Genomic DNA, 23,282 nt, shown 5'->3' on the forward strand with positions numbered 1-23,282 from the left:
TCCGGAAGGCGGCCTGACCGGACCATGTCCGGTGCCGACGGGCGCTTTTCCTTTTTCGAGGAAATGCGCCCGTTCGTTTTACGTCAGTTGTTCTCGGCTACGAAGCCCTTCACCGAGAGGTAACGCTCGCCCGTGTCAAAGTTGAGCGCGAGGATGCGGGAATCCTTCGGGAGCGTCTCGATCAGGCCGGCGACGGCGGCGAGCACGGCGCCCGTCGAGATGCCGACCAGGAGGCCTTCCTTGCGGGCGGCGAGCTGGGCGTAGCGGAACGCGTCGTCATCCTTGATGTCGAGGAACTGGTCGACGGCGGAGCGGTCGAGGTTGTCCGGCACGAAGTTCGCGCCGATGCCCTGGATGCGGTGCGGACCCGCGCGGCCTTCCGTGAGGAGCGGGCTCGAGGCGGGCTCCACGCCGTAGGAGCGCAGCGTCGGCCAGGCCTTCTTCAGGACGCGCGAGATGCCGGAGACGTTGCCGCCGGTGCCGAAGGCGGAGACGAAGACGTCAAGGCCGTGCGGGAAGTCGGCGACGATCTCGGGACCCGTGCGGAGCTCATGAACCTTCGGATTGCTCGGGTTGCTGAACTGACCGGCGACCCAGGCGCCCGGGATTTCCTTGGCGAGCTCGTTGGCGCGGTCGACCGCGCCCTTCATGCCGGCCGAGGCGGGCGTGAGGACGAGCTCGGCACCGTAGGCCTGGGCGAGCAGGCGGCGCTCAATGCTCATCGACTCGGGCATCACGAGGATCATGCGGTAGCCGAGGACGGCGCTCACCATCGCGAGACCGACGCCGGTGTTGCCCGACGTGGGCTCGATGATCGTGCCGCCCGCCTTGAGGGCGCCGGAGGCCTGCGCATCAAGGATCATCTGCAGGGCGATGCGGTCCTTGACGGATCCGCCCGGATTGGTGCGCTCAAGCTTGAGCCACACCTCGTTGTCGGGGAAGAGGCGCGAGAGGCGCACGACCGGCGTGTTGCCGATGAGTTCGAGAACTGAGGAAGCCTTGGTCATTTCATATCTCCTGAAATCTTGCTGCCCGGAATGACTTCGGGCCAGTCATTTCGTTTTGTGAAATCTAGCATGCCGTTTTTCGGAATGGTATACGGGTAACTACCTAATTTTGGACCCGTTCTGGCTCAACCATCCTGTTATACGTTTAGTTTCGCTTATTCGGGTGCGGACTGCGTCTCCAACCTCAGGCTTTCCACACCCTCACACCAAGAATAAAAAAGATCTTAAGGACCTGCGAACAATGGGCCGATCAAGTGAACTCGATGGACTGACCACACTGCCCGAGCTGCTCGAGCACAGCATCCGCCGCTGGGGCGACAAGGAAGCGCTGCGTCAGTACGACCGCCCCTCAAGCAAGTGGGAAAGCTGGACCTACGGCGAACTCGGCGAGCATGTTCTCGAATGGCGCCGCGGCTTCGCGGCCATGGGACTGCGCCCGGGCGACCGCGTGGCCATTCTGATGCCGAACGGCCGCGACCACGTCTGCGCCGACCAGGCCGCCCTTGCCAACGGGCTCATCCCGGTTCCGCTCCACGCCATCGACACCCCGGGCGCGAGCGCCTTCATCACGATTGACAGCCAGGCCTGCACGCTTGTGACGAACAAGCTCTCGCGCTGGCAGCAGATCCGCGCGACGGGCGTCGAGATGCCCGACCTGCGCAGCGTCCTCATCACGGACGCGGGCGAGACCGAGGACAAGGACGACGGAGAGGTGCGCGTGCGCTCGCTTGAGAGCGTGCTTGCCGACGGCAAGGCCTGGGAGGGCGACCTTCCGGCCGGCCCCTTCGAGGATGACCTCGCCGCGATCGTCTACACCTCCGGCACCACGGGCCGTCCGAAGGGCGTGATGCTCACGCACCGCAACATCGTGAGCAACGTGAAGGCGACGCTCGAGTGCGTCTCCCCGCGCGAAGGCGACACGTTCCTCTCGTTCCTCCCGCTCTCGCACACCTTCGAGCGCACCGCGGGCTACTACCTCGCCCTCGCCACGGGCTGCATCATCGCGTACAACCGCTCGGTGCTGCTGCTCGCGGAGGACCTGAAGGTCATCCGCCCGACCGTCATCATCTCGGTGCCGCGCGTCTACGAGCGCATCTACGCGCGCGTGCAGGACAAGCTGAGGAAGTCGAAGCCGATCGCCAAGAAGCTCTTCGACTGGGCGGTCGAGGTGGGCTGGCGCGATTTCTGCCGCCGCAACCACATGCCGCTCGAGAAGAGCTCGCGGGCGTGGCTCGACGGCATCGTCCGTCCGCTCCTCGTCACCCGCATGGCCAACATGCTGCTCTCGCAGTTCGGCGGCAGGCTCCGCATCGCCATCTCGGGCGGCGCGGCGCTCAACAACAAGGTCGCACGCACGTTCTGCGGCCTCGGGCTACCGATCATCCAGGGCTACGGCATGACCGAGGCGAGCCCGATCATCGCGGGCAACTGCATCGAGTTCAACCAGCCCGACACGGTGGGCCGTCCCTTCTGCAACGTCGAGCTGCGCCTCGCCGAGGGCAACGAGATCCAGATCCGCGGCCCCTCGATCATGAAGGGCTACTGGCGCCGCGAGGACGCCACCGACGAGGCCTTCACCAAGGACGGGTGGCTCCACACGGGCGACGTGGGCGAGTTCAACTCCGAGGGGATGCTGCGCATCAAGGGCCGCATCAAGGAGATCATCGTCACGAGCACGGGCGAGAAGATCCCGCCCGCGGACCTCGAGAGCGCGATCGAGACCGACCCGCTCTTCGAGCAGTGCTACATCGTGGGCGAGAACCGTCCGTACCTCACGCTCATCTCGGTGGTGAACACCGAGGAGTGGGAGCGCTTCGCCGCCGCCCAGGGGCTTGATCCGAAGAACCCGGAGAGCCTCTCCGCGCCCGCCGCGCGCACCGCCGCGCTCAAGCGCGCGAAGACCGCCGCCGGCGACTTCCCGAACTACGCGCTGCCGCGCTCGGTGATTCTCACGACCGAGCCGTGGACGATCGAGAACGGTCTGATCACGCCGACGCTGAAGCTCAAGCGCGGCCCGCTCTCGAAGAAGTTCGCCGCCGAGATCACCAAGCTTTACGCGACGCACGGCTGATCAAAGGTCTGAGTGAACGCTCACTCGCTTAAATGAGCCTCCTCCTGCGGCACCCTGCCGCGCGGGGAGGCTTTTCGTTTCGAATCGCCTGCCGACGGCTTTCCCGCCCGGCCCCGAAGCTCTTAGAATCGGCTCTTCGCGATTCCAATTTTCCCGTGCCCCGAAGGCCTTTCCCGACACCGTATGACCACCTCCTCCCATTACGTCCCGCAGCCCCGCAAGCTTCTGCCTGACTGGATGATCGGCACCACCGACCGCGTCATGGACTACTACACGAAGCGCTATCTGCACTGCGACCCGGTCATCCTGAAGAACCCGCCGCCGCCGCAGGAAGGCCACAAGTACCTGCTCTACGCACACATTCCGTTCTGCCACACGCTCTGCACGTACTGCACCTTCCACCGCTTCCTCTTCAAGGAATGGAAGGCCCGCGAGTACTTCAAGAACCTGCGCCGCGAGATGGACTACGTCAAGGCGCTCGGCTACGACTTCCACGCGATGTACGTGGGCGGCGGCACGACGACGATCCTCGAGGACGAACTCATTGAGACGCTCGAGTACGCGAGGAAGCTCTTCCCCTCGATCCGCGAAATCTCCTGCGAGACCGACCCGCAGGTGATCATGACGCCGCAGTTCCGCAACCTGAAGGGCCTCGTCGACCGCATGTCGATCGGCGTGCAGAGCTTCAACGACGACATCCTCAAGCTCTCGGACCGCTACGAGAAGTTCGGCTCGGGCGAGCAGATCTTCGAGCGTCTGCAGTACGCGCAGGAGCTCTTCCCCACGTGCAACGTCGACATGATGTTCGGCTTCCGCGGCCAGTCGCTCGACGTGCTCCACGATGACATGGAGAAGATCTTCAAGCTCAACCCGCGCCAGACCACGACCTACCCGCTGATGGTGACGAGCCAGACGCGCTCGAGCGTGCGCGCGACGATCGCCGCGACCGGCATCGAGCTCGCCGACCAGTACCGCTGCATCCTCGACACGCTCGGCACGCACTACCGGCAGCTCACGAGCTGGACCTTCGGCCGCACGAACGACGAGGGCTTCGACGAGTACGTCGTCGACTATGACGAGTACCTCGGCGTCGGCTCGGGCGCCTTCAGCTTCCTCGGCGACAGCCTCTACGTGAACACCTTCAGCCTGCGCCGCTACGGCGAGCGCATCGCCGAGGGCAACACGGGCGTCGAGCGCCGCCGTCAGTTCGACCAGCACGCCATCATGCAGTACAGGCTGCTGCTCGGCCTCTTCGCGCACCGCCTCTCGCGCAAGTACTTCCGCGAGGTGCACGGCGTGAACCTCGACCGGTACCTCATGAAGGAGATGCTCGCCCTCAAGCTCTCGGGCGCCATCAAGGACGACCCGGAGGATCCCGACCACATCATCGTCACCGACGCGGGCAAGTTCCTCGGCCTCGTGATGATGAAGGCCTTCTACTCGGGCATGGATCACGTCCGCGCCGAGCTGCGCGCTCCGCTCAAGGAAGCCGACATGTAAGCGGCCGGCACTCCGAAAGCGCTATTCCGGAAAGGAGGAACGGTCACCCCGTGCGGCCGTTCCTCTTTTTTCATGCTCCGGAGCGGCGAAATCCTGAGTGATTTTCTCGGGAATTCATCGGAAATGCACCGTTTTGCAACCATAGGTCCGGGGCTTTGATCTTGATTAAACCGCAGAAAAAAACTCCTACCTCGAATACTTAATAACTAGATAAAGATATCTCGTAATAGGTACTACCTACACTGACTTTCGGTTAGGCCGCACGATAAAATTCGCTCGTTCGCGAGAGCCTCCCGGGACTTTTCATGTCGCCGGGACTTACTCCCGCACAAAAAAATAAACCACGCCCTGACGGCCTCGACAACCCCCGTGCAGAACCCTCCTCCAAAAGAGTCCCGCACGCGATCCCGAGGGGCGAGCAACGAGACAGGAAGAATGCACACCCCCGAGAGTCCCGGCGAGACCGGTGCGACCCCCAGGGGCGGTGTTGCTTCTCCTCTCCGGAGAAACTATCCATGACGACCAAGGTTCGTACGTTCGCACCTGGCGAAAACGCCTGGGGCCAGAACGGCCCGGCCTATGTAGGCAACCTGCGCAAGGGTGAACTTCGCGGGATCATTCACATCAACAAGGAGCACTGCGTCGGCTGCGACACGTGCCGCAAGTTCTGCCCGGCTGATGCCATCACGGGCGGTCTCGGCGCGAAGCACGAGATCAAGGATGACGCGTGCCTCTACTGCGGTCAGTGCCTCGTGGCCTGCCCGTTCAACGCCATCGAGCAGATGAGCTTCGTCGACCAGGTCGAGGCCGTGCTCGATGCCAAGGACCGCATCGTCGTCGCCCAGCCCTCGCCGGCCGTGCGCGTCGCGATCTGCGAGGAATTCGGCGGCGAGCCGGGCGCTCTCTCCACGGCCCAGCTCGTCAACGCCCTCGAGGCCTGCGGCTTCGTCACCTATGACTGCAACTCGACGGCTGACCAGACGATCATCGAGGAAGGCACCGAGTTCGTGAAGAAGGTCCAGTACTGGATCCTCGGCGAGCGCGGCCCGGAGGTTGACGAACAGGGTCTCCATCCGTTCCCGCACTTCACCTCCTGCTGCCCGGGCTGGGTCAAGTACGCCGAGACGTACTGCGCCGACATGCTCCCGCACCTCTCGACCGCGAAGTCCCCGCTCCAGATGGGCGGCACGCTCGCGAAGACCTGGGCTGCGAAGCACATCCTCAAGTGCGACCCGCGCAAGGTCTACTTCGTCTCCTGCACGCCCTGCACGGCCAAGATCTTCGAGGCCTCCCGCCCCGAGATGAACTCGGCCTGGCGCTGGCTCATCGCCAACAAGGAGATCCCGGCCAACACGCCCCCGTTCCAGGACATCGACGCGTCCCTCACGGTGCGTGACCTCGCCGAGCTCTTCCGCCGCAAGGGCATCAACCCGCTGCTCATGAGCAAGGAGCGCGAGCGCGCCCCGCTCGAGGTCTACACCGGTGCCGCCACCATCTTCGGCGCCTCCGGCGGCGTGATGGAAGCCGCGCTCCGCACGGCCTACTTCGCCCTCTCCGGCAAGGAGCTCGAGAACGGCAACATCGAGGTCGTCCGCGGCCACAACAACGCGATCGTCGAAGCCACCATCCCGGTGCCTGTCAAGGCCCTCGGCGGCAAGATCTTCGAAGTGCGCGTCTGCGTCGTCAACGGCTGCAACCAGGGCGTCAAGGAAGTGGTCGAGCGCGTCCGCCAGGACCCGAACCGCTATCACTTCATCGAGGTGATGAACTGCCCGGGCGGCTGCGTGAACGGCGGCGGCCAGCCGGTCCAGTCCTGCGGCACGGCCTGGCTCAAGCCGACCTTCCCGCTGCCCACGCGCATCTAATCCCTGCACTGAGGTTCAAACAATATGCTGTCTGAAAACTATTCCTATGCGGAACGCCCCGCAGCACTGATTCTCGGTCGCCGCGGATTCCTGAAGGTGAGCGGCCTGTGCATCGGCGCGGCCGTCGTCTGCGGCTGGGCCATCGGTGACATGGTCGCCCGCCGCAACTCGATCATCCTCGCCCGCCAGGCGGGTCTCTACGAGGATGACCAGCTCTGCCAGAAGATGGGTCTGACTGCCTCGCACCAGAACCAGGTCGTCATGAGCGTCTACAAGGACCTCAAGACCAAGCCCGTCGATCACACGATGCACGAGCTGCTCCACACCCACTACTATCCCCGTTCCATGCTCGCCCAGATCACGGAGGGTGCTCATGTCTGAAATCAATGCCGCCCCCAATGACCGCATTCTGCGCTTCCATGCGCCTGACAAGGTCTTCCACTCGGTGAACGCCATCACCTGGTTCGCGCTCCTGTTCACCGGCATGTACGTCTACTTCTTCGACATCTCCAACGAGGCTGCCGAAGCCGTGATGCTTGCCCACCTGATCCTCGGCGCGATCTTCACGTTCAACCTGCTCGCCTTCATCGTCCTCGCTCCGGACCGCTTCGCGCTCATCATGCGCGCCTGCCTCGAGTGGGACAGCAACACGCTGCGCTGGTTCCTGAACTTCGGCAACTACCCCCGCCGCTTCTTCGGCATCCCGCTCGGGCCTGAGACGGTTCCGCCGCAGGGCCGTTACAACGGCGGCCAGAAGGCCTCCTACCTCATGTTCATGGGCATGATCGCCGCTCTCGCCGTCACCGGCTGGATGCTGTGGCTCGGCGCGCCTGTCACGGGCAAGCTCGTCTACATGCTCATGTTCTACTTCCACGTCTGGGGCTCGATCATCTGCTCGATCCTCGTCGTCTGCGCCCACATCCCGCTCGCGCTGCTCTCGATGTCCCACTTCAAGGGCATCTGGCGCCTCGGCCCGGGCACGATCTCGTGGGAAGCCGCCGAGCACCACGCTCCGCTCTGGCTTGAGCGCGACGTGATCCGCACCAACATCGAGAAGTAATTCACCGATGTGATGCATAACAGAAGCCGTTTCCGCTCCATAAGGACACGGCTCTGACCAAAAAGGCCGGATTTGAATGTCCGGCCTTTTTGCTTATAACTACACCAACAAAACGCACGTACCCCTGTCAACAGCAAACCTCGGAGAAGACCAAATGCTTGACACGCCCAAGGGACTCAGAATCCACATCGGGCTCTTCGGCCGACGCAACGCCGGCAAGAGCTCGCTCGCCAACGCGCTCACCAACCAGCGCATCTCGATCGTCTCGGCCGTTCCCGGCACCACCACCGACCCGGTGGAGAAGGCCTGCGAACTCGCCCCGATCGGCCCGGTCGTCTTCATCGACACCGCCGGCGTCGATGACGTGGGCGACCTCGGCGCTGCCCGCGTCGAGCGCTCGAAGACCGTGCTCGAATGGGTGGACCTCGCCCTCATCGTCGCCTCGGCCGCCGGCCTCGAGGCGGACGACCGGGAGCTCCTCGACCGCGCGAAGGAGCTCGGCACCTCGGCCGTGCTCGTCCTCAACAAGGCCGACCTGCACGCCCCCTCGGAAGCCCTCCTCGCCGAGGCCCGCTCCTGGGGCATCCCCGTGGTCGTGACCGACGCGCAGAACCGCACGGGCATCGATGAACTGCGTCAGGCGATCATCCGCACCGTCTCGGACGAGACCGAGCCCGACCGCCCGATCGCCGGCGACCTCGCGCACGCGGGCGACGCGGTGATCCTCGTCACCCCGATCGACACGGGCGCGCCGAAGGGCCGCCTCATCCTCCCGCAGGTGCAGGCGATCCGCGAGCTGCTTGACGCCCACGCCAAGGCCTACGTGATCCAGCAGGACCGCGTCGCCGAGGCGATCGCGGACCTGAAGACCCCGCCCGCCTTCGTGATGACGGACTCCCAGGCGATCGACGACGTCGCCCGCCAGACCCCGGAGTCGATTCCGCTCACGACCTTCTCGCTGCAGATGGCCTACGCGAAGAACGACCTCGTGGCCCTCGCCGAGGGCACCGCGGCGCTCTCGCGCCTCAAGGACGGCGACCGCGTGCTCATCTGCGAGACCTGCAGCCACCATCCGCAGAAGGATGACATCGGACGCCTGAAGATCCCGCGCTGGCTGCGCGAGAAGACCGGCAAGAACCTCCAGATCGACATCGCCGTCGGCAAGGACTTCCCCGACGACCTCACGCCCTACGCGGTCCTCATCCAGTGCGGCGGCTGCGTGGTGACGCGCCGCCACCTGCTCATGCGCCTGCGCCGCGCCAAGGCCCAGGGCGTGCCGATGACGAACTACGGTCTCGCCATCTGCTACCTGCGCGGGTACCTCGAGCGCGTGCTCTCCTGCCACCCGGACGCGCTCGCCGCGTACCGGGCCGCCATGGCAAAGGCTGAGTAAGTTCTCCCTCCCCTGAATGCGCCGAAGGCCCGCGAATTTCGCGGGCCTTCGTGCTTTTCGGGAACTGACCGAAGATGGATCAGAAGACCTGGTTCATCTCGCGGGTGGTGTGGAAGGTCACCTGCGGCCAGTGCTTCATCGTCGTCTCGAGGTTGTAGATCGAGGTGGCGAGGTAGACCTGGTTGCCGTTCACGTCGGTGGCGATGCGGGCGCCCTGCTCGGCCTCGAACTCGCGCTTCGTGTTCGCGTCCGGGAAGGAGAGCCAGCGGGCCGTCGAGACGTCGGTCGACTCGTAGAGCGCGTCGACCTTGTACTCGTCGGCGAGGCGCTGCGCGACGATCTCGAACTGGAGCTGACCGACGGCGCCGAGCATGATGTTGCCGAACTCGCCCGTGAAGACCTGGATCGCGCCCTCCTCGCCGAGTTCCTGCAGACCCTTCTGGAGCTGCTTGGCCTTGAAGGGATCCTTGCTGCGCGCGGCGCGGAAGAGCTCCGGCGCGAAGTTCGGGATGCCCGTGAAGCCGAGCTTCTCGCCCGAGGTGAGCGTGTCGCCGATGTGGAGCTGCCCGTGGTTGTAGATGCCGATGATGTCGCCCGCGACGGCGTCATCCATGATCACGCGGTCCTGCGCCATGAAGGTGAGCGCGTTGGGGATCTTCATCTCGCGGCCCTCGCGGACGTGCATCACCTTCATGCCGGGCTGGTAGCGGCCCGAGCACACGCGGAAGAACGCGATGCGGTCACGGTGGCGCGGATCCATGTTGGCCTGGATCTTGAAGACGAAGCCCGAGAAGGGCGACTCGGTGGGCTCGACCATGCGGGCGCCCGCGTCACGCGGCAGCGGGGACGGCGCCCAGTCGACGAGGGCGTTGAGAACGTCCTCGACGCCGAAGTTGTTGACGCCCGAACCGAAGAACACCGGGCTCTGGTCGCCCGCGAGGAACTTCTCGAGGCTGAAGGGCTCGGTCGCGCCCTGGACGAGCTCGATCGACTCGCGCACGTAGGGCATCTCCATGGGGAAGAGCTCGTCAAGCTCGGGGTTGTCGAGACCCTCGATCAGTTCGCGGTCCGAGGTCAGCCGGTCCTCGCCCGGCGTGAAGCGCACGAGGTGGTTCTTCAGGAGCGAGAACACGCCGCGGAAGGTCTTGCCCATGCCGATCGGCCAGGTGATCGGGACGCACTGAAGCTTCAGCACGCTCTCGATCTCGCCCAACAGGTCGAGCGGATCACGCACCTCACGGTCAAACTTGTTGATGAAGGTGATGATCGGGGTCTTGCGCATACGGCAGACCTCGAGGAGCTTGATCGTCTGCGCCTCGACGCCCTTGGCGGCGTCGATCACCATCACGGCCGCGTCAACGGCCGTGAGCACGCGGTACGTGTCCTCGGAGAAGTCCTCGTGGCCCGGGGTGTCGAGCAGGTTGATGACATGGTCGCGGTAATGGAACTGCATCACCGAGCTCGTCACCGAGATGCCGCGCTGCTTCTCGACCTCCATCCAGTCGGAGGTGGCGTGGCGGGCGGCCTTGCGGCCCTTCACGGCGCCGGCCATCTGGATGGCGCCGCCGAAGAGCAGCAGCTTCTCGGTAAGGGTTGTCTTGCCCGCGTCAGGGTGGGAAATGATGGCGAAGGTGCGCCGTTGCTCAACGTCGCGCACGAGCGCCGGATTCGGACTCGTCATTGTGTCTTTGTCTCGGGGAGCCTTTCCCCCTTGGCCGGGAGAAAGCGGAAACCGGTGTGAAACACGCGCGGGACCGCAGCACCCTCTCCTCGAGGGGCGGCCGGCGCGAAAAAAGAGAGATATTTTAGCAGTGCCTTCCGGAGCTTCCGCGCGCCGCGGCACCTCCCCGGAAGGGGGTCCCGCAGGGATGTCAAACAAATGAAATATCTCGTTACGCGGGCCTAAAATTAGGCCGTTTGTGTTTTTTCACGAAGGACCCTCTCCGCCATGAGTTACTTCCCCACCTGGAAACTGAAGACCTCCGGCATCATCGCCCCCGACGAGCGCCTGCCCGCCGGTCAGACGATCGCCCTCGGCGTGCAGCACGTCGTCGCCATGTTCGGCTCGACCATCCTCGCGCCGCTCCTCATGGGCTTCGATCCCAACCTGGCCATCCTGATGAGCGGCATCGGCACGCTCATCTTCTTCGTGCTCGTCGGCGGCCACGTCCCGAGCTACCTCGGCAGCTCGTTCGCCTTCATCGGCGTCGTGATCGCCGCCACCGGCTACGTCGCCGGCTCGGGCGCGAACGCGAACATCCCGGTGGCCTTGGGCGGCATCATCGTCTGCGGCCTCATCTACTGCCTGGTCGGCCTCATCGTGATGGCCACGGGCGTCAAGTGGATCGAGCGCCTGATGCCCCCGGTCGTCACCGGCGCCGTCGTGGCGGTGATCGGTCTCAACCTCGCCCCGACCGCGGTCGCGAGCGTGGGCGGCACCGACTTCAACGCCTGGATCGCGCTCCTCACGGTCTGCTGCGTGGGCGGCGTCGCGGTCTACACGCGCGGCCTCATCCAGAAGCTCCTCATCCTCGTGGGCCTCGGCATCTCGTACGCGATCTACGCGGTCCTCACGAACGGCCTCGGCCTCGGCACCCCGATCGACTTCGCGAAGATCGGTGAGGCCGCCTGGTTCGGCGTCCCGCAGTTCTCGAGCCCCGAGTTCTCGGTCTCGGCGATCACGCTGATCGCCCCGGTCGTGATCATCCTCGTCGGTGAGAACCTCGGCCACATCAAGGCCGTCACCGCGATGACGGGCCGCAACCTCGACCCGTACATGGGCCGCGCGTTCCTCGGCGACGGCATCGCGACCATGGTCTCGGCCTCCTTCGGCGGCACGGGCGTGACGACCTACGGCGAGAACATCGGCGTGATGGCGGCCACCCGCGTCTACTCCACGCTCCTCTTCCCGATCGCCGCGATCTTCGCGATCATCCTCGGCTTCTCGCCCAAGTTCGGCGCCGTCATCCAGACGATTCCGCAGCCGATCCTCGGCGGCACCTCGATCGTCGTCTTCGGTCTGATCGCCGTCGCGGGCGCCCGCGTCTGGGTCGTCAACCATGTGGACTTCGGCGACAACCGCAACCTGATCGTCGCCGCGGTCACGCTGATTCTCGGCGCCGGCGACTTCACGATTCACATCGGCAACTTCACGCTGGGCGGCATCGGCACGGCGACCTTCGGCGCGATCATCCTGAATGCCCTGATGGCCTTCGGCGAGCGCATGTCGGCGGGCAACCCCAATGCCCAGCCCCATGAGGCCGACCTCACGGAGAAGAAGGACGAGGAGTAAGGCCTCACCCGCCTGAAACCGCCTCTCCCGCAGGCAAAGAACCCCGGCTTGAACTTCATCAGGCCGGGGTTGTTTTTGGTCTCAGGAAGAGACTGCCGATCAGCGCTTCAGCTTCGCGAAGGCCGCGCCGAGCGCGGTCTGCTGCGGCGCCCTTCCGCCGCGGTCGCCGCGCTCGCGCCCCTGGCGGTCCTGGCCGCGCTGGCGGCCCTGCCCTGCCCCGGGACCGGCCTGGCCGTCCGAGCGCATGGAGAGCGCGATGCGCTGGCGCGCCGTGTCGACCTCCACGACGGTGACCTTCACGACCTGGCCCACGCGGACTTCCTCGCGCGGATCACGCACGAAGTGGTCGGCGAGCGCCGAGACGTGCACGAGGCCGTTCACATGGACGCCCACGTCAACGAACGCGCCGAAGGCGGCGACGTTGGCGACGACGCCCTCGAGCTTCATGCCGGGGCGCAGATCCTCGATCGACTGGATCTCGTCCTTGAACTCCGCCGTCTTGAACTCTGCGCGCGGATCGCGCTCGGGCTTCTCAAGCTCGCGGATGATGTCGAGCACCGTCGGGGCGCCGAACTTCTCGTCGGCGTAGTCCTGCGGGCGCAGGCGCCCGAGAAGCTGGGCGTTGCCCATCAGGTCCTTCACGCTCGCGAGGCCGAGCTTCGCGACGATGCGCTTCACGACGCCGTAGGACTCGGGGTGCACGCCCGTGCCGTCCAACGGATTGGCGCCGCGGTGGATGCGCAGGAAGCCGGCCGCCTGCAGGAAACGGGCGTCACCGAGGTAGGGAACGTCCTTCAGGGCCTCGCGGTCGCGGAAGGCGCCGTGGGACTCGCGGTAGTTGACGATCTCCTGCGCGACGCGGCGCGTGAGACCGGCGACATGCGCGAGAAGCTGCGGGCTCGCCGTGTTCACGTCGACGCCGACGAAGTTCACGCAGTCCTCGACCACCGCCGAGAGGCGGCGCTCGAGCTTCTGGTGGTCGACGTCATGCTGGTACTGGCCCACGCCGATCGCCTTGGGGTCGATCTTCACGAGCTCGGCGAGCGGATCCTGCAGACGGCGGGCGATCGAGACCGCGCCGCGGTAGCTCACGTCAAGTCCGGGGAGCTCCTCGCTCGCGAGCTCGGAGGCGGAGTAGACCGAGGCGCCGGCCTCGCTCACGATCACGCGGATCGCCTTCGCCTCCGGGTGCTCGCGGAACACCTCGCCCACGACGGCGGAGGTCTCGCGGCTCGCGGTGCCGTTGCCGATCGCGACGAACGCGGCCTTGTGCGCGGTGATGAGGCGCGCGAGCTTCAGCTTCGCGCCCTCGCGCGCCGCCTCGCCCGTGTGCATCATCAGCACGTCATGCGCGAGCACGCGGCCCGTGTCATCGATGACGGCGGCCTTCACGCCCGTGCGGAAGCCCGGGTCAAGGCCCACCACGGCGTGGTGACCGACCGGGGCGGCGAGCAGCAGATCGCGCAGGTTCTCGCCGAAGACGCCGATCGCGGTCTCCTCGGCGCGCTCGCGCATCTCCTCGAGGAGGTCCGTCTCGATCGAGATGCGCGACTTCACGCGCCAGGTCCAGCGGCAGACCGAGAGGAGCCATTCGTCGGCGGCGCGCCCCGTGCGGGCGACCTGCACGAGGTCGGCGAGGCGCGCCTCCGCGGGATGCGGCGTCATCTGCTCCTCCTCGGGCGGGAGCTCGACGGCGACGTTGAGGAACCCTTCGCGGCGGCCGCGGAGGATGGCGAGCGCACGGTGCGAGGGGACCTTCGAGAGCGGCTCGCTGAACTCGAAGTAGTCGCGGAACTTCTCGGCCTCGGCGCGCTTCTCCTCCACGACGCGGCTCACGAGCTCGCCGCGGTTCGCCATGAAGGCGCGCAGCGTCTCGCGGATCTTCACGTCGAGGCTGAAGCGCTCGGCGAGGATGTCGCGGGCACCGTTCAGCACCGCGGCGGCGTCGGCGAAGCCCTTTTCCGCATCGACGAAGGCCTGCGCGGCCTCCGTCGGGTCGACCGTGCGGTCGGCGAGGATGCGGTCGGCGAGGGGCTCGAGGCCCGCCTCGCGGGCGATCGCCGCGCGCGTGCGGCGCTTGCTCTTGTAGGGCGCGTAGAGGTCCTCGAGGGCCTGCTTGGTGTCGGCCTCCATGATCTGCGCACGCAGTTCGTCGGTGAGTTTGCCCGCGGCCTCGATGGCGGCGAGCACGGTCTCACGGCGGTCATCGAGCTCGCGAAGGTACACAAGCCGCTCCTCGAGCGTTCGCAGCTGCGCGTCGGTGAGGCCGCCCGTGGCCTCCTTGCGGTAGCGGGCGATGAAGGGCACCGTGGCGCCGTCGTCAAGGAGCGCGGCCGCGGCCTCGACCTGGGCGGGACGGGCGGTGATCTCCTGAGCGATTCGCGCGCTGATGCGCGCCGGGAGCATGCTGGTCATGGACTGAAATTCTTATCCTGAGGGAATCTTCAAAACACCTCTCCCCCCGCGGCTCCGGCGTGAACAGCGGGGACTGCGGCTTGGGGGAGAGACAAAGACGCCCGCCTGACCTGCAGACGGGCGCCCTGAATGATACGCGGGTCCCGGGGGATCTCAGGCGTGCGCGGCTGTAACGAAAGCCTTCGTGAGATCGTCGAGGATCTTCGAGACCACGTCCCGGTCCTTGAGCTCGTAGGCGAGGCGCCTCAGTTCGAGGAACCGCTTCTCCTCGACCGACTCCGCCTTCACCTCGCGGTCCTCGTGGTAGGTGAAGCGCACGAAGAAGACCTCGGGCTCGGGCTCCTCGATCGAGATCACGAAATCCGACCCCGGGCGGGCGCCCTCGGCCTCCGCGCGGGCGCGGCAGCTGCCGTCCGCACGGATCTCGACGAGCTCGCGGAAGGTGAGCGAGCCGAAGCTGATCTCGCGCTCGAAGCGCTCGCCGCCCTCGGGGGCGCCCGGAAGCGCGGCGACGATGCGCGAACCCGTGGCGTCCTGGATGTACTTGTCGGGGTGCCGCGCGAAGTCGGCGATGCCGGCGGCGAGCTCCGCGCGCGAGAGCCTGAAGGGAAGCTCCGGCAGGGAGGCGCGGACGATGTGTTCGTGGAATTTCATGGAATCGGGTCCTGAAGAAAGTGCGTCAGATCTGGATCGTGCGGCGTTCCTTCGAGCCGATCAGCCGGCGCTCGAGCCACTGGCTGTAGCGCGAGATGATGAAGCTCGAGACGAAGTAGACGAGCGCGATGAAGGCGTAGCCCTCGATGAAGTAGGGGCGCCAGTGCGCGTCGCCGAGCGCGAGCCTGAGGCTGCCGGTCAGGTCGAACATGGAGACCACCGTCACGAGCGAGGTGTCCATGAAGCACGAGAGCAGGCTGTTGACGAAGGCCGGGATGATCGCGACGAGCGCCTGCGGCAGGATCACCGACGTGTAGCACTGCCGCTCGGTGAGGCCGAGCGAGCGGGCGGCGGCGAACTGCCCTTCGGAGATCGTCTGCAGACCGCCTCGGACGGTCTCGGCCATGTACGCGGCCTGGAAGAGCGTGATGCCGATCGCGACGCGCCAGAAGGCGTCGATCTGCATCCACGAGGGCATCAGGAGCGGGAAGACGAAGGTGGCGACGAAAAGCACCGTGATGAGCGGCACGCCGCGCACGAGCTCGATGTAGCCCGTCGAGACGGCGGAGACGATCGGCAGCTTGCTGCGGCGGCCGATGGCGAGCGCGATGCCGATGGGCGAGGAGGCCGCCATGCCGAAGAGCGTGAGGATCACCGTGAGGGGCAGGCCGCCCCACATGTCGGTGCTGATCTCCTCAAGCCCGAAGACGCCGCCGATCATCAGCACGAGGAAGGCGACGAAGGCCGCGACCCAGCCCCAGAGGAGCGCGAGCGCGCCCTGGCGCGTCCAGAGCGCGGGGACGGCGGAGATGACGAGCATGAGCACGATGATCCCGGTGGCGAGCGCCGGGCGCCACTGCAGCTCATAGGGGAAGCGCCCGAAGATGATGAGGCGCCACTTCTCGGCGACGAATCCCCAGCAGGCGCCCGTGGCCGCCCTGCACGCGCCGAGATCGGCGCGCCAGACGGCGTCGAGCACGGCCCATTTGAGGAGCCAGCCAAGAATGAAGAGGATGGCGGCGCCGAGCACCACGGAGATCACGCCCGCGGCGGGCGAGTAGAAGCAGTTCTCGCGGATGCGGTCGATGATTCCGGGACGGCGGCGGCTGTTCTGTGTGGTCATCACCGTCTCCTTACTGCGGCGCGCGCATGATGCGGGCGTTGAAGCGGTTCATCACGACCGAGATCAGAAGGTTCACCGTGAGGTAGACGCCCATGATGATGCAGATCACCTCGAGCGCCTGACCGGTGACGTTCATCACGGTCGTGCCGACGTTCACGAGGTCGGAGTAGCCGACGAGCACGGCGAGCGAGGAATTCTTCGTGAGCGTCATGTACTGGCTCGCGAGCGGCGGAACGATGAGGCGCATCGCCTGCGGGAAGATGATGTAGCTCACGGTCTCGCGGCTGCGGAACCCGAGCGCCATCGCGGCGTCCCACTGTCCGGGGCGCACGGACTGCACGCCCGCGCGGACGATCTCGGCGATCATCGCCGAGGTGTAGAGCGTGAGACCGAGCCAGAGAGTGAGAAACTCGGGCGTGAGCTGCGTGCCGCCCCGCATCGAGAAGCGCGTCGCCACCGGATGGTTCCAGCCGCCGATCACGCCCGCGGCGACCCAGCAGGCGATGAAGACGACGACGAAGGCGACGATGCCGCAGCCCGACGAGACGAGGCCGGTCTGCGTGCGGCGCGCGATCAATGCAGTGACGACGCCCGCGGCGAAACCCGCGCCCGCGGCGGCGAGCGCTGCCCAGCTCCAGACGGGCGAGGTGTAGAGGAAGCCGGTCTTTGAGAGATAGACCCAGTCGCCGATGTGCCAGGCCTGGCGAACGCCCGGCAGAAGCTCCGTCACGACGAGGTAGAGCGCGAGAAGGAGCACGAGGAGCGGGATGTTGCGGTACGCCTCGACATGCGCGGCGCCCAGGAGCCGCACGACGCCGTTCCTCGAGAGGCGCATCAGACCCACGACGATGCCGAGCACGGTCGAGGTGAGGATCGTGAGCGCGGAGACGCGCAGCGTGTTCAAGAGGCCCGTGAAGAAGGCCTTCCAGAGCGGATCGTTGCTCGAGTATTCGACGAGCCGGTCGGAGATCTCGAAGCCCGCGCGATTCATCAGGAAGTGGAAGCCGCTCTTGATGTTCTTCGCGGCGAGATTCGCCTCGACATTTGTCGCGAGCACCGCGACAAAGGCGACGAGCAGAAGGATCAGGACCGCCTGGATCGTGTACTCACGTCTGCGGCGGGCTTTCTCACGTGCGATCCAGGCCTCATCGCCGGGAACGATGCCGAAGGTATCTCGGAAAAGCATTTGGGGAAGTTTTGAACAGGAAAAGCTCCGGGAGCCGCGGCGGCGGCCCGGAGCCTTCGATCCCCGCCGCGCAGGAACGGGCGGGGAGCTTCAGAGAGAAAACAGGCGATCAGCGGATCGGCATGGCGTACATCAGGCCGCCTTCCGTCCAGAGCTTGTTCATGCCGCGCGGGAGGTTGAGCGGCGTCGTCGGGCCGAAGTACTTCGTCCAGGACTCGCCGTAGTTGCCCACCTGCTTGATGATACGGTACGACCAGTCCTTGTCGAGACCGAGCATGCGGCCCATGTCCTCGCCCGAGCCGACGAGACGCATCACGTTCGGGTCGCGCGAGTTCTTGCGCATTTCGTCGACGTTGGCCTGCGTCACGCCGAGTTCCTCGGCGCCGAGGAAGGCCTGGAAGGACCAGCGGACGATTTCAAAGAACTCCCAGTCGCCGCGGCGGACCGCCGGGCCGAGGGGCTCCTTGGAGATCGTCTCGGGAAGGATGTCGAACTTCGAGGGATCGGGAGCGACCGTGCGCACGCCGGCGAGGTCGGACATGTCGGTCGTGTAGACGTCGCAGCGGCCGGAGATGAAGGCGCTCTGCGTGGCCTCGGTCGTGTCAAAGACGACCGTCTTGTAGGTCATGCCGTGGGAGTGGAACCAGTCGGCGGTGGTCTTCTCGGTCGTGGTGCCCGTCTGCACGCAGACCGTGGCGCCGTCGAGCTCCTTGATGCTCTTCACGCCGAGGGACTTCGGGACCATGAAGCCCTGGCCGTCGTAGTAGGAGACGGCGACGAAGACGTTGCCGTGGCTCGCGTCACGGGTCATCGTCCAGGTCGTGTTGCGCGCGAGCATGTCGATCTCGCCCGAGGCGAGGGCGGCCATGTGCTGCGTCGAGCTGAGCGGAACGTACTTCACCTTGTCGGCGTCGCCGAGGATGGCCGCCGCGACGGCGCGGCAGGTGTTCACGTCGAGGCCCTGCCAGCGGCCCTGGCTGTCGGCGCTCGAGAAGCCCGGGGCCGAGGTGTTGACGCCGCAGACGAGTAGATCGTTGGCCTTGATCTTGTCGAGCGTGGCACCGGCGAAGGCGGGAGCGGCGGCGGTGGCGCCCGCGAGGACGACGGCGGCGGAGAGGAGCTTGATTTTCATGATTGTGGTTTCCTGAGGAAGGACGTACCGGCTGATTTTTCGCCCGGGCCCGGCATGTCGCGAGGGATCCGCCTTTCCGAGTGAGGCGCATCCCCCTTCTCCGGGGGAGGACGAGGGGGGAGGACGGCCAGCGCCTCCTCTGACGGGAGAGGCGGCCGACCGGGAAAGTTTACACAGTGCCGCAGCAAAACCCCTGCCGCGATTTCATGAACCGCCCGCAGAGACACTGCCGCCGTGGAGACGCACCATCTCACTCTAAAGTAAAATAACGCGGAAAAACAAACGCTTAGTAATTGCTTTGTGTTAATATCTCTGATCTGCGTCTAATACGGGCGGCAGTTTTCCCCCATCCCCCTGCCCCGCCCGAACATCACACACCACCGGATCCGCAGATCCATTCCGACGCACACCGCCCGCGCCTCTCCCGCGCCGGCGAGACCTATCCCCCGGAGTCTTTTTTCGCATGAATTCCCTGCCTCAAGTCGCCGCGCTCTTCGGCCTTGTGTTCCTGAGCGCCTTTTTCTCCTCCGCCGAGATCTCACTCGCGAGCGCGTCGAAGACGCGCCTGCAGACCCTCGCCGACGACGGAGACAGGCGTGCGGCGCTCGTGCTTGAACTCCAGTCCCATCCGGGCCGCTTCTTCTCGGCGCTCCAGGTGATGATCAACGCCACGGCCCTTCTGGGCGGCGTGATCGGCGACGCCGCCTTCACGCCCTTCTTCGACTGGGTCTTCGCGGAGTTTCTCCCCGGCCGCGATCTCTCGCACGTGAGCTTCCTCATCTCGTTCGTGATCGCCACGACGCTCTTCGTGATCTTCGCGGACCTGCTGCCGAAGCGCCTCGCCATCGCCCGTCCCGAGTCGGTCGCGATGTTCGCCGTGCGCCCGATGAACTTCATCATCAAGTTCCTCCGCCCGATCGTCTATGTGCTCGAGCGCCTCTCGGACGCCTGCATCCGCTCGCTCGGGCTCCCCACGAAGCGCCAGGAGACGATCACATCCGAGGACATCCTCGCGAGCGTCGGCGCCGGCGCCGCGGCGGGCGTGATCGCCCCCGAGGAGGAGACGGTGATCCAGAACGTCTTCGAGCTTGAGAGCCGCCTCGTGCCCTCCGCGATGACCGCGCGCGAGAGCATCGTCTACTTCACGCTCGACGAGACCGACGAGAGCATCCGCGCCAAGATCGCCACCGTCCCCTACAACCGCTTCCTCGTCTGCGACAAGGACCTCGACCACGTCGTCGGCTTCGTCGACTCGAAGCACCTGCTGCGCCGCGTGCTCGAGGACAAGCCCCTGATGTTCCGCGAGCCCGGGATCCTCCAGGGCGTGCAGTTCATCCCGGACTCGCTCACGCTCTCCGAGGTGCTTGACGTCTTCCAGCGCACGCACACCGACTTCGCCGTGATCATCAACGAGTACGCGCTCGTCGTCGGCATCATCACGATCAACGACGTGATGGCGACCGTCATGGGCGACCTCGTGACGAACGAGGACGACGTGCAGATCATCCAGCGCGACGAGGACACCTGGCTCGTCGACGGCGCCACGCCGATCGAGGACATCGAGCACGCGCTCGAGATCGACGAGCTCCCGGAGGACTCCGCTTACGAGACCGTCGCGGGCTTCATGATGTACATGCTGCGCAAGATCCCGAAGCGCACCGACAAGGTCGTGCTCGCCGACTACACCTTCGAGGTGATGGACGTCGACAACAACAAGATCGACCAGGTGCTCGTCACGAGGACGAAGAAGAACGCCAGGCCCGAGCAGCGCACGCCGGCGCCGGACGCCTCGCAGATTCCCGTCTGATCGCCGTCCCTTCAAGAGCGAAAAAGCCCGCCAGGTTCAAATCCGGCGGGCTTTTCGTTTTCCAGATGGCTCAGGGCGTCACTTCGCCGCGGTCTTCCTCGTGCGCGTCGAGGTCGAGCGCGTCGTGGTGCGCTTCGCCGCGGGCTTCGCAGCCGCGGACTTCGGCGCCGCATCGGCGCCTTCCTCTGCGGCCCCGGCCTTCGGCTCGCGCTTCTCGAACTCGAAGGCGACGCTCTTCTTCTTCGCGTCCCAGACGAGGTACGACTTGAAGGGGCGGTTCGTGCGCTTCGAGATGAAGTCCGTGATGAGCGGCGTGCGGCCCTCGGCGAGGAGCATCGCAATCTCCTCGTGCGTCACCTCATGCTGCAGGATGGTCTTGCCCGCACGGAAGGTGCAGGTGCGCGGGTCGTTCACGGCATGCTCGCAGACGTACTGCTCGTTGAGATCGAGCACGCGGCCGCGGCAGAGCGGGCAGTCGCCGACGACGGGCGCCGAGGCGATCGAGCCCGAGTCGATCTCGGGACGCTCCTCGAAGGCGAAGCGCATGCCCCAGTGCCCGGTCTCCGCGTCCTTCTCGAGCACGAGCTCGCCCTCGAAGGGGAAGCCGCGGCGGCTCATGAAGCCCTGGAGCGGCCCGATGTGATGGTTGGCGAGCAGTTCCTCGACCTCCGCGGGCTCGAGCGCGCGCCCCGACGGGTGCTTCGAGAGCGAGAAGTAGCAGCCCGGGCCCGTGCAGGCGAAGCGGCGGTAGTTCTCGACGATCTCGCCGCCACAGGCGGGGCAGCGGTTGTGGAAATGGATCGGGTTGACGATGGGAACGCTGTCGCCCTCGTACTTCTTGGCGACATCGACGATGCTGCGCGTCAGTTCGCTGATCTCGGCCATGAAGGCCTCGCGGGAGACCGTGCCCTGCTCGATCTGCGAGAGCTTGTGCTCCCACTCGGCGGTGAGCCTGGGCTGCGTGAGCACGTCGATGCGCAGGCCGCGCACGAGCTGCATGAGCTGGAAGGCCTTGGCGTTCGGAACGAGCGAGCGCTCCTCGCGGCGGATGTACTTCTGCTCGATCAGGCCCTCGATCGTCTGGGCGCGCGTGGCCGGCGTGCCGAGGCCCTTCTCGGCCATGGCATCGCGCAGCTCATCGTCATCGAGCTTCTTGCCGGCGGTCTCCATGGCGGTGAGGAGCGTCGCGTCCGTGTAGCGGGCGGGCGGACGGGTGCGGTCGGCGACCGACTCGATCGCCTTCGTGAGAACCGTCTCACCGTTCCTGACCGGCGTCAGGTCGGACTGGGTCTTGCCCGCGCGGCCGGCCACCTCAAGCCAGCCCGGCTCGAGGAGCACCTTGCCCTCGGTGAGGAACGTCTCGCCCTCGACGACGGTCTTGCGGGTGGTCACGTTGAAGACGGCCGCGGGATAGAAGACGCTCATGAAGCGGCGCACGACGAGGTCGTAGATCTTCTGCTCGGTCTCCTCGAGCGCCTTCGGGATCTCGCCCGTCGGGATGATGGCGAAGTGGTCGCTGATCTTGGCGTTGTCGAAGACGCGCTTGTCCGAGGGCTTCACGAGGCCCTTGGTGAGGATGTTCGCGGCGAAGCGGTCATAGGCCTCGATCTTCTGCAGATGCGCGAGCGTCTCCTTCACCGTCGGCGCGTAGTCGTTCGGCAGCGCCCTCGCGTCGGTACGCGGATAGGTGAGCACCTTGTGGCGCTCGTAGAGGCGCTGAGCGATGGCGAGCGTCATCTTGGCGGGGAAGCCGAAGCGGGCGTTCGCCTCGCGCTGCAGCGAGGTGAGATCGAAGAGCGCCGGTGAGAGCGACGTGGAGCGGCGGCTCGTCTCGGTGACGACGCCCTTCTTGCCGCGGCACTTCTCGACGATGGCCTTCGCCTCGTCCTCGCTCCAGATGCGCTCGGCCTTGAGCTCGGGCTTGTCCTTGGGCTTCACGAAGCCGTCGATGACGCGCACGCCCTCGTAGTCGCCCTCGGCCGCGCCGAAGGTGGCGTGCACCTCCCAGTAGTCCTGGGGCTTGAAATGATTGATCTCCTCCTCACGGGCCACGACGATGGCGAGCGTCGGCGTCTGCACGCGGCCGACGGTGGTGAGGAAGAACCCGCCGTCCTTGGAGTTGAAGGCGGTGAGGGCGCGGGTGCCGTTGATGCCGACGAGCCAGTCGGCCTCGGAGCGGCTGCGCGCCGCGGCCTCGAGGGGCTTCATCTGCGCGTCCGTGCGCAGCTCGCCGAAGGCCTTCTGGATGGAGGCCTTCGTCATCGACTGCAGCCACAGGCGGCGGATGGGCTTGGTGTTCCCGGCGGCCTGCATGATGTAGCGGAAGATCAGCTCGCCCTCGCGTCCCGCATCACATGCGTTGATGATGTCGGTGACCGTGCGGCTGCGGATCTTGCGGGCGAGCGCCTCGAACTTCGAAGCGCTCTTCTTGATCGGCTGCAGGTCGAAGTGGGGCGGGATGACCGGGAGGTTCGCGAAGGACCACTTGCCGCGCTTCACGTCGTACTCGTCCGGAACCTTGATCTCAAGCAGATGACCGACGGCCGATCCGATGATCATGCCGTCGCCAACCCAGAAGTCGCCGTCTTTCTTGAAGCCGCCGAGCGCGCGGGCGATGTCGCCTGCGACAGAGGGTTTTTCCGCGATGACCAAGGTGAGCCCCATGGCGCCTCCCCAACAGGAAAAAGCGCGATTCCTGCGCCTTCCCCGGTGTTTTTCAATGAATTCCTGACATACAGCCGTTGCCTCGGACTCACGCCCGAGGCAGGCGCATTATG

Annotated in this window: 16 protein-coding genes; 8 read left to right on the forward strand and 8 right to left on the reverse strand. The window is 65.9% G+C overall.

Annotation, left to right across the window (positions count from 1 at the left end; genetic code table 11):
• Positions 1-83: 83 nt before the first annotated feature.
• Positions 84-1,007 (reverse strand): cysteine synthase A, encoded by a 924-nt coding sequence (gene cysK / locus Q4F91_RS00005; RefSeq protein ID WP_303333712.1) that lies wholly within the window; start codon positions 1,005-1,007, stop codon positions 84-86.
• 241 nt (positions 1,008-1,248) lie between these two features.
• On the opposite strand from cysK, the gene Q4F91_RS00010 reads away from it, so the two are divergent.
• The 6 genes from Q4F91_RS00010 to hydF all read left to right on the forward strand — a co-directional run bounded on the left by Q4F91_RS00010 (position 1,249) and on the right by hydF (position 8,896).
• Positions 1,249-3,078 carry a long-chain fatty acid--CoA ligase gene (locus tag Q4F91_RS00010; protein ID WP_303333713.1) on the forward strand — a complete coding sequence of 610 codons (1,830 nt, stop codon included), beginning with the start codon at positions 1,249-1,251 and terminating at the stop codon, positions 3,076-3,078.
• A gap of 183 nt (positions 3,079-3,261) precedes the next feature.
• Positions 3,262-4,578: a coproporphyrinogen III oxidase family protein gene (locus Q4F91_RS00015; protein ID WP_303333714.1), complete on the forward strand. Its 1,317-nt coding sequence runs from the start codon at positions 3,262-3,264 to the stop codon at positions 4,576-4,578.
• Positions 4,579-5,093: 515 nt separating this feature from the next.
• On the forward strand, positions 5,094-6,443 hold the full coding sequence (locus Q4F91_RS00020) for a [Fe-Fe] hydrogenase large subunit C-terminal domain-containing protein (protein WP_303333715.1): 1,350 nt from the start codon (positions 5,094-5,096) through the stop codon (positions 6,441-6,443).
• Positions 6,444-6,467: 24 nt separating this feature from the next.
• Complete coding sequence (locus tag Q4F91_RS00025; RefSeq protein ID WP_303333716.1) at positions 6,468-6,824, forward strand: iron hydrogenase small subunit; 357 nt, start codon at positions 6,468-6,470, stop codon at positions 6,822-6,824.
• Positions 6,817-7,503, forward strand: coding sequence for a cytochrome b/b6 domain-containing protein (locus Q4F91_RS00030; protein WP_303333717.1), 687 nt, complete (start codon positions 6,817-6,819; stop codon positions 7,501-7,503). The genes Q4F91_RS00025 and Q4F91_RS00030 overlap by 8 nt, the downstream gene beginning before the upstream one ends.
• A 154-nt stretch (positions 7,504-7,657) precedes the next feature.
• Positions 7,658-8,896 carry a [FeFe] hydrogenase H-cluster maturation GTPase HydF gene (hydF, locus tag Q4F91_RS00035; protein WP_303333718.1) on the forward strand — a complete coding sequence of 413 codons (1,239 nt, stop codon included), beginning with the start codon at positions 7,658-7,660 and terminating at the stop codon, positions 8,894-8,896.
• Positions 8,897-8,975: 79 nt separating this feature from the next.
• Here hydF and Q4F91_RS00040 read toward each other — a convergent pair whose 3' ends face one another.
• A complete protein-coding gene (locus Q4F91_RS00040) occupies positions 8,976-10,577 on the reverse strand; it encodes a peptide chain release factor 3 (RefSeq protein ID WP_303333719.1) in 1,602 nt (533 codons plus the stop codon).
• Positions 10,578-10,844: 267 nt separating this feature from the next.
• On the opposite strand from Q4F91_RS00040, the gene Q4F91_RS00045 reads away from it, so the two are divergent.
• Positions 10,845-12,188 carry a solute carrier family 23 protein gene (locus Q4F91_RS00045; RefSeq protein ID WP_303333720.1) on the forward strand — a complete coding sequence of 448 codons (1,344 nt, stop codon included), beginning with the start codon at positions 10,845-10,847 and terminating at the stop codon, positions 12,186-12,188.
• A 99-nt stretch (positions 12,189-12,287) separates the two neighbouring features.
• On the opposite strand, the gene Q4F91_RS00050 is transcribed toward Q4F91_RS00045, so the two are convergent.
• The 5 genes from Q4F91_RS00050 to Q4F91_RS00070 all read right to left on the reverse strand — a co-directional run bounded on the left by Q4F91_RS00050 (position 12,288) and on the right by Q4F91_RS00070 (position 18,698).
• Positions 12,288-14,603: a Tex family protein gene (locus Q4F91_RS00050; RefSeq protein ID WP_303333721.1), complete on the reverse strand. Its 2,316-nt coding sequence runs from the start codon at positions 14,601-14,603 to the stop codon at positions 12,288-12,290.
• A 153-nt stretch (positions 14,604-14,756) separates the two neighbouring features.
• Entirely contained in the window at positions 14,757-15,257 is a 501-nt protein-coding gene (locus Q4F91_RS00055; RefSeq protein WP_303333722.1) for an AtaL-like protein, read from the reverse strand.
• A 25-nt stretch (positions 15,258-15,282) separates the two neighbouring features.
• Positions 15,283-16,380, reverse strand: coding sequence for an amino acid ABC transporter permease (locus Q4F91_RS00060; RefSeq protein WP_303333723.1), 1,098 nt, complete (start codon positions 16,378-16,380; stop codon positions 15,283-15,285).
• A 10-nt stretch (positions 16,381-16,390) separates the two neighbouring features.
• The gene (locus Q4F91_RS00065) at positions 16,391-17,566 is read right to left on the reverse strand and encodes an amino acid ABC transporter permease (RefSeq protein WP_303333724.1); all 1,176 of its coding nucleotides are present in this window, start codon (positions 17,564-17,566) and stop codon (positions 16,391-16,393) included.
• Between the two features lie 109 nt (positions 17,567-17,675).
• Positions 17,676-18,698: an amino acid ABC transporter substrate-binding protein gene (locus tag Q4F91_RS00070; protein ID WP_303333725.1), complete on the reverse strand. Its 1,023-nt coding sequence runs from the start codon at positions 18,696-18,698 to the stop codon at positions 17,676-17,678.
• A gap of 463 nt (positions 18,699-19,161) precedes the next feature.
• Here Q4F91_RS00070 and Q4F91_RS00075 point away from each other — a divergent pair, with 463 nt between their 5' ends.
• Positions 19,162-20,505: a hemolysin family protein gene (locus Q4F91_RS00075; RefSeq protein WP_303333726.1), complete on the forward strand. Its 1,344-nt coding sequence runs from the start codon at positions 19,162-19,164 to the stop codon at positions 20,503-20,505.
• Positions 20,506-20,583: 78 nt separating this feature from the next.
• On the opposite strand, the gene Q4F91_RS00080 is transcribed toward Q4F91_RS00075, so the two are convergent.
• Positions 20,584-23,169 (reverse strand): DNA topoisomerase III, encoded by a 2,586-nt coding sequence (locus Q4F91_RS00080; protein WP_303333727.1) that lies wholly within the window; start codon positions 23,167-23,169, stop codon positions 20,584-20,586.
• Positions 23,170-23,282 lie beyond the last annotated feature (113 nt).

The sequence above is a fragment of the Sutterella sp. genome (assembly GCF_030539355.1).
In the GTDB taxonomy this organism is placed as follows: Bacteria; Pseudomonadota; Gammaproteobacteria; order Burkholderiales; family Burkholderiaceae_F; genus Sutterella.